The sequence below is a fragment of the Desulfofundulus sp. genome (assembly GCF_049701015.1).
In the GTDB taxonomy this organism is placed as follows: Bacteria; Bacillota; Desulfotomaculia; order Desulfotomaculales; family Desulfovirgulaceae; genus Desulfofundulus.
Genome location: NZ_JBNATZ010000127.1, coordinates 1 through 7,050 on the forward strand (window position 1 = coordinate 1; position 7,050 = coordinate 7,050).

Annotated in this window: 8 protein-coding genes; all 8 read right to left on the reverse strand. The window is 56.9% G+C overall.

The genetic code is table 11. The annotated features are described in order from the left end of the window. The coding region (locus ACPLUI_RS08820) for an ATP-binding protein (RefSeq protein WP_424659902.1) at positions 1–510 on the reverse strand (510 nt) is incomplete at its 3' end. A 35-nt stretch (positions 511–545) separates the two neighbouring features. Further along, entirely contained in the window at positions 546–974 is a 429-nt protein-coding gene (locus ACPLUI_RS08825) for a DUF3842 family protein (protein ID WP_424659895.1), read from the reverse strand. 271 nt (positions 975–1,245) lie between these two features. Beyond that, positions 1,246–2,529 carry a hypothetical protein gene (locus ACPLUI_RS08830; protein WP_424659896.1) on the reverse strand — a complete coding sequence of 428 codons (1,284 nt, stop codon included), beginning with the start codon at positions 2,527–2,529 and terminating at the stop codon, positions 1,246–1,248. A 30-nt stretch (positions 2,530–2,559) separates the two neighbouring features. Continuing rightward, positions 2,560–3,192: an ECF transporter S component gene (locus ACPLUI_RS08835; RefSeq protein ID WP_424659897.1), complete on the reverse strand. Its 633-nt coding sequence runs from the start codon at positions 3,190–3,192 to the stop codon at positions 2,560–2,562. After that, on the reverse strand, positions 3,159–4,898 hold the full coding sequence (locus tag ACPLUI_RS08840) for an ABC transporter ATP-binding protein (protein WP_424659898.1): 1,740 nt from the start codon (positions 4,896–4,898) through the stop codon (positions 3,159–3,161). Before ACPLUI_RS08840 ends, ACPLUI_RS08835 begins: the two co-directional genes overlap by 34 nt. Then, positions 4,871–5,800 (reverse strand): energy-coupling factor transporter transmembrane component T, encoded by a 930-nt coding sequence (locus tag ACPLUI_RS08845; protein ID WP_424659899.1) that lies wholly within the window; start codon positions 5,798–5,800, stop codon positions 4,871–4,873. Before ACPLUI_RS08845 ends, ACPLUI_RS08840 begins: the two co-directional genes overlap by 28 nt. A 13-nt stretch (positions 5,801–5,813) precedes the next feature. Beyond that, positions 5,814–6,527, reverse strand: coding sequence for a DUF4430 domain-containing protein (locus ACPLUI_RS08850; protein ID WP_424659900.1), 714 nt, complete (start codon positions 6,525–6,527; stop codon positions 5,814–5,816). A gap of 126 nt (positions 6,528–6,653) precedes the next feature. Continuing rightward, the coding region (locus tag ACPLUI_RS08855) for an S-layer homology domain-containing protein (protein WP_424659901.1) at positions 6,654–7,050 on the reverse strand (397 nt) is incomplete at its 5' end.

Sequence of the window (7,050 nt, forward strand, 5' to 3'; positions counted from 1 at the left end):
CACCACATTCACGCCCATAGCTGCCGCATCCAGCAAAACATCCACAATATGATCGTCCAGTAAGTTGACTTCGTCTACATAGATGATCCCCCGGTTGGCCCGTGCCAGCACCCCGGGCTCGAAGCGGGGCCGCCCGTATTTAATGGCGTATTCAAAGTCCAGGCTGCCTACCACCCGGTCCTCGGTGGCCGAAACCGGCAAATCGACGACATGCACCCGGCGGCGCGTTCTTTCCAGTTTCCGGCCCGCTGCCAACCGTTCCCTACAAACGGGACAAAGCCGGGTAAGGTCACCGGGGTCGCAGTTGAAGGGGCACCCCAGCACCACATCGATCTCAGGCAGCAGGGCAGCCAGTGCCCGTACGGCAGTCGACTTGGCCGTACCCTTTTCCCCGCGGATGACAATTCCTCCCAGGCGGGGGTTGATTGCATTCAAGATCAGTCCCTTTTTCATCTTCTCCTGGCCCACAATGGCCGTAAATGGGTAGGTCACCCGTTCAAAAGGCGGCATCAATAAACCCTCCACATGCGAATCAAAAGCTACTTCTACTTTAAACACCTTGCACCCATTATGCCCTTCACCCGTTCCACCAGCATGTCGATTAAATGAGGCAGCGGCTCGGCAACTACACCCACTATTTCTACGTTCGAGCGATTGAGGTGCAAAAGAATCTTTCTGGCAGGACTCCTGGCCACCGCTTCGGCCATGGCCGGGGTAAATTCCCCCAGCATACTGTGGGGCATCACTACGGCAATGGTGCCTACAATGATGTCCACCTTGTCAGCATTGTAAATAACGGCATTCTCGCCGCTTGCCGCATCGTTGGCCCCCGCCTTGAGCATCAAAGCCGCCGCCATGGCATTCGTACCCAGGGCGATAATTTCAACATCGTCTCTGGGCAGGGCTTTACGCAGTTTTTCCACGATGACCTTGCCGATACCCCCGCCCTGCCCGTCAATGACCGCTATGCGCATGCCTTTGCTGCTCCTTTGGAGAATGCAGGAATAAGAAAAACCATGAAAGACTGCCCCCTTTCTGAGGAAAACAGCACCTTCATGGTTGCCTTCTCTGCTCCTCTGAACCGGTTGTAGAATGTCTGCTATCTTCTCGGGATCGGCGGCTTCGGCCGCCGGGTTATTTACATAATGTTTACAAAAGTGATTATTCGCCATAAAGCTTGAAGTTCCTCCAGGCATATAAAATTTTTATGCAAATAGCCCGGTAAAATTAAGAAGTCCCATATTTTTACGAACCCACTGCTGCCCTCCTTCTAAGGATAAAAGTCACCAGCAGGCCGGCCAGGACTGCTGCCCCGGCAGCGGGCAAAAGCACGGGTGCCTCGAATCTCCGGGTCCCCTTTAACTTCAGCAGCAGAATCTCACTCCCGGCGTCCTTTTCCATCCCCTTTCTCCCCGCCACAATATATCCACCGTCTCCCAGTTGCTGGATACTGTAACCGCAACTGTACCCGGCACCGGCCACGGTCTTCTCCCAGAGGGGAACTCCGTTTTTGTCTGTTTTCAACACCCAGCTATCGTATCCTCCCCCTGCGGACTCCTTCTTACCAGCCAGAACATACCCTCCATCATCAGTTCCGCCGACGGCATAAGCTGAACCGGCATTTCGTCCGTACGTTTTTTCCCAGAGCAAATTTCCGTCATGGTCAACCTTGACCAGATAAGGCACCAGAACCCCTCCCTGACTGCCTGTAGCCTCCTTCTCACCTGCTATCACATAACCGCCGTCAGGTGAAGGCGCGAGGGACCATGCATAATCCGAGCCCTTACCTCCATACGTCTTCTGCCAGATCAACCGCCCGTTCCCGTCCGTCCTCAGAAGGTATACGTCGGGATTGCCGTTACCGAAGGACTCAGTATTGCCCGCAACGAGAAAACCGCCGTCATCAAGCTCCAGCACGGCATAGCCGCAGTCGGAACCCTTACCGCCGTATGTCCTTTCCCAGAGCTTCTTACCGGAAGAGTCCAGCTTTATCAGGTACACGTCATAAATGCCCGCACCAAAAGACTCCGTACCACCGGCCAGAATGAAGCCGCCGTCCCTTGTCTGCTGTACGGACCAGGCATAGTCACAATACCGGCCGCCGAAATTACGTTCCCACAGGAGCCGGCCGCTTTCATCAGTCCGCACCACATAGACATCGTGATCGTAGCCGTTTGCGGATTTTGTATCCCCAACAACGATAAAGCCGCCGCGGACTTCCCGGGCACAATAACCGCAGCTGTACCCATGGCCCTTGAAAGCTTTCTCCCATACTCTGTCACCATTGCGGCCAATACGGGCGAGGAAGACGTCGGACCCCCCGTTGCCGGACGCGACCCAGCCGGCCACGACGTATCCCCCGTCTCCCGTCCGGGCGACCCAGCGGGCCTCCCCCTTACCCGGCATAAGCGACCACTCCACCGCCGGAGGCTGCCCGGGAGCCGCTCCCGCCCGCCCGGGAGCAGCCAGACCCGCGGCGGCCAGGTAAAAAGTAAGCAGGGTCAGCGGGACCAGAAATAGTTTCCTCAAACATCTCACCCTCCAAAGTGAAATGAAACTCTAATCCTGTAACCTCTCCAGGTACTGCACATCCATCTTTTTCCGGAAATACTGCATGATCTTCAGGGTCTGGTGCCCCAGGGCAGCACAAAAGACAAGATTGCCGACAGCCCGCAGGGAATCGAAGCTAAAACCCGACGCCCAGGTGAGAAGATAGGTCTGCCAGGTCAGGGGGCGCATAAAGACGGTCCACTGCCAGATGTCCATAATGGCGCCGTAAAGATACCCCCACAGAACGCATACTGCGGTCAGGGTCTTGTTGCCCGCGCGGGGGAACAGGGCTTTTACCGCTGCCCCGGAAACGCCCACCATCCCCCAGCAGAGCATCTGCCAGGGCGTCCAGGACCCCTGACCCATAAAAAAGTTGGAGATTAAAGGGGTCATGGCACCCGCAAAAAAGCCGACCCGCGCACCATAGACAAAACCGGTTATTTCCACCAGAAACATGGTGGGCTGTAAAAACAAAAGGCCGACTCCCGTCACCGCCCGGCCTGCCGCACACAGGGCGGCCAGGACGGCGATGACCGAGACCTGCCGGGAGTCCAGCGCCCCTTTTTTATCCACAACGGACAAAAGCAGTAAAACGGCCAGGATGCCTGTCAGTGTGGCGTAGAGGCCCCAGTTAGTCCCCATGTGACCTTCTCCTCCGCGTTTTCGTTCAGGACGGCGGGCTTAGCGGCCAGAAATGGCTCCAGCCGTTCCTGTGCCTCGGCAAAAGTAAGCACCCCGTCGCAAATGCCCCGGCACAACTTGCTGATCTGCGGGGCATAAAATACAGACCTGCCCAGCACCGCATGCTTATCCCCGGCACTGATAATCCTGCCCGCGAACATCATGACCACTTTCTCAGCAAACTCGGCTGCAAACTCCACATCGTGAGTCACCACAATCACCGTTTTGCCTTTGGCAGCCTCCTCTTTCAGGAAATACCCCAGCTCCGTTTTCAAAGCCAGATCAATTCCCCTGGTGGGTTCATCCAGAATGATCAGGTCGGGCCGGGTAACCAGAACGGAAGCCAGAGCCACCCTCTGCCTTTCCCCGCTGCTCAGGTCCCGGGGGTTCCTACGGCGGTAACGTTCAAGCTGCAGTTTTTTCAGGGTTTCATCCACAAGCTCCCGGTCATGCAAACCAAAATTGCGCATGGTGAAGAGGAGCTCGTCTTCCACCGTCTCCTGGAAGAGGTAGTCGTTGGGGTTCTGGGATAAATAGGCGGTAAACTTCCTGATCTCTTTAAACCCACCGCGACCCGGTTCCTTCCCGTGTACGAAAACTCTCCCGCGGTCGGGCTTGAGCAGACCCACCGTGATCTTGAGCAGTGTTGATTTACCGGCTCCGTTCTCCCCCAGGATAGCTACAAATTCTCCTTCTTTCACATCAAGACTGACATCCTTCAAAACCTCCCGGCCGCCCGGATAGCTGAACCATACATTTTTTAAAATGACCATAGCTCGCCCCGGCTTCTGGGCAGTGGAATGGTACCTGCTGCGAGTGACGGCCGGCACAATGCCCCCATTCCCCTTCAAACGTGATTGCAGCAATTGACGGCCTTCTTTTACTGTAACCGGTACCACCGGCGAGTTTTGGGAGGCAAAGAACCTGGCTACAGGCGGCACAAAAGGAAGTCCTCTTTTCACCGCTTCCCGGGCTCCATCGGAGGGACTGCCGTGGCAGATAATTTCACCCCCGGCCATGAGCAGCACCCGGTCCGCAAGATGGAAACACCTTTCCAGCCTCTGCTCGACCATGATCACCGTGAAGCCCATCTCTTCGTTAAGCCTTTTGACCACATTCAGAATTTCTTCTGCCGAGACGGGATCCAGCTGGGAGGTGGGTTCGTCGAGAATTAGCACACGGGGCTGCATGGCCAGTACAGAAGCCAGCGCCAGCTTTTGTTTCTGCCCGCCGGAGAGGTTGGCCGTAAGAGCCTCCTGGAACGGCGACAGGTTCATGAAGCTGACCACTTCGCCAATCCGGCGCGAAATCTCGTCAGGCGGCAACCCCAGGTTTTCCAGGCCGAAGGCTACTTCCGCCTCCACACAATTCTGCACAATTTGTTTTTCAGGGTCCTGAAAGACCATGCCCACTTCACGGGCCAGTCTCCGGCGGTCCAGCGTCCGGATATCCCTGCCTTGGAAGAAAACCCTGCCCCCGATGCGGCCCCCGTAAAAATCGGGGATCAGGCCCGCCAGTACCCTGGCCAGGGTGGACTTGCCCGAACCGGAACCACCGGTAACCAGGAGGAACTCCCCCTCCCTGACTTCCAGGCTCACATTTTTAAGGGCGGGTTCTTCCGTCCCGGGATAATAATAGGTTAGATTTTTGACTGTAAAAAGCGGCAATGCTTCCACCCCTTGCTCAGGATCAGCGGTACAGACAGGTAAGAAACTACAACAAAGAGGACCACCAGCGTCGCCCTATCTTTAATCAGCAAGTCGGCTTCCGGGTAAAAGCTGTAACGGCCGCAACCGTAATGCAACCCCCAGACTGCCGCCAGCAGGGCCAGTACGCTCCCACCCAGGCAGAAGAAATCCCGGGGCCTGAGCAGGTTCCGGCTGTAGACGGAACGCCTGCCACTGCCGAAGGCCCTGGCCTGCATGGACTCGGCAATCTCCATGGCACCCTCCAGGGAAGATAAAAGCAGCACGTTATACAACCCGGAGTATTTTCTGGCCCTCTGCCAGAGGCTACCCGTATCAAAATCGACTCCCCGCAGCTGCTGTACTTCCCTGATCCTTTGCAGGTCCCTGACCATGGTTGGGAACAGCCGCGTGGCCAGGGTAATCACCAGCACCGACCTGCCCGCCACCCTGGCGAAGAGGTTTAAAATCTTATCCGGGTCAATCATCAAGTTATAGAGGCAAAAAATGCTGATGATAACCAGGAGCCTCAGACTGGAAACCGCACCAAAGTAGAGTGCCTCCATCGATATGTCAAGCTTGCCCAGGAAGGGGACCTCAGGCCCGTGCAGGATAATGGTCCTGCCGGCCCGTATCACCAGGGGGTTGACCACCATCACCACCAGCATTAAAAAGACGCCCGCTTTCATAAATCCTTCCCAGGCTGCCACGCCGTCCGCTTCCCTGATCAGGAGGGCGAGCAGGAAAAAGAGCATCAAAAGGTAAAGCGGGTGATCATATACGAGGCTCAGGATAAGGAGCACCATGAGATAGACCAGGACGGTAGCCGGGTGAAAACTCTGCAGGAAAAGTCCTTTGGGCCTGTAAAAAAAACTATCGAACATGCAAAGCATCCCTCTACTTTTTGTTCACCAGGTCCTCCCAACGCGGAGGGGGCTGGTCCATACTTCTGCTGTACCACCAGACCACTTTATCACCGTTTTTCACCGGGTGCTTGCTGGCCATGTGCATGGGTACCTCACCGTTGACAGCATACATCCAGCCTGCCATGGCGCTGTTGGCCTGCCCGCCTATGGAATCCACAAAATCGGGCCAGGTCGGTTTCATGGTATAGGAAAGGCCGGTGGCATCCAGGGCACCCATGGCGGTGACGCCCCACTTATTATCGGCTTTAACCGTAACCTGCGCGGGCCTGAACAGGAACTCGCCATTTTTCCCGACCACGGCCACCCATACCCGGCACCCACCTTCACTCTCCAGGGCAGCAGCAGTATTCCCTGCCGCTTGAGCGGGTACCGTACCCTTCCGGGAGGTACCGTTGGGCTGTTCCTTTTGATGGCTGTCCTGCTTCGCTCCGGTTGAGGAAGTTTGTGATGCTACTACTGCTGCAGGGGAAGATTGGCCTTTCCCGGGAGCGGATCCGGGCTTTACCGCAGTGTTTTCCTTCTCTGCCTCGCTCTGTCCGACCGGCTGGCTGCCGGCAGTGGAGCTTCCCCGGGCCTTCCCGTACTGCTGCTCGGAACTGAAAACTTTATGCATGTAGAAAGCGGGCCCGAGCACCCCGGCCAGAATCACCAGCAGGCCGACAAGATAAATGAGTTTGCGCTTCATGCAATCACCCCATATAAAAAAGTAGTGCCTGCGGGAGCGGAACGGTACCCGCTCCCGCAGTACGCATGCAACCCGGGCGTACATCCCACGGCCCACTGCTCCAGGCGCGGCAGTGGGGGCCTGTACTTAAGCAGCAGGCGGTTGCAGTTTTTGCAGCACCCGGTAGAGGACCACGGCCGCTTCCGCCCGGGTGGTATTCCCCGCTGGGGTGAACCCGGCCGCCGCTCGACCTTTCATTATTCCCTCGCGTACTACCAGGGCTACGGAGTTTCGCGCCCAGGGAGAAATAGAGGCAGCATCTTTAAACCCGGCCAGGATTGCAGAGACACTGGCACCGCCAATGGTCACATCCAGTCCTTTCCGCGCCATCAGCCGCACCATCATGGCCGCCATCTGCTCCCTGGTAATGGGCTGGGCCGGTGCAAAACTGTGTTCGGCGACTCCCCGGACCAGGCCTGCTTTGGCGGCTGCACCAACCATACCAGCGTACCAGGCGTTTTGCGGCACGTCGCTGAAGCGTTGC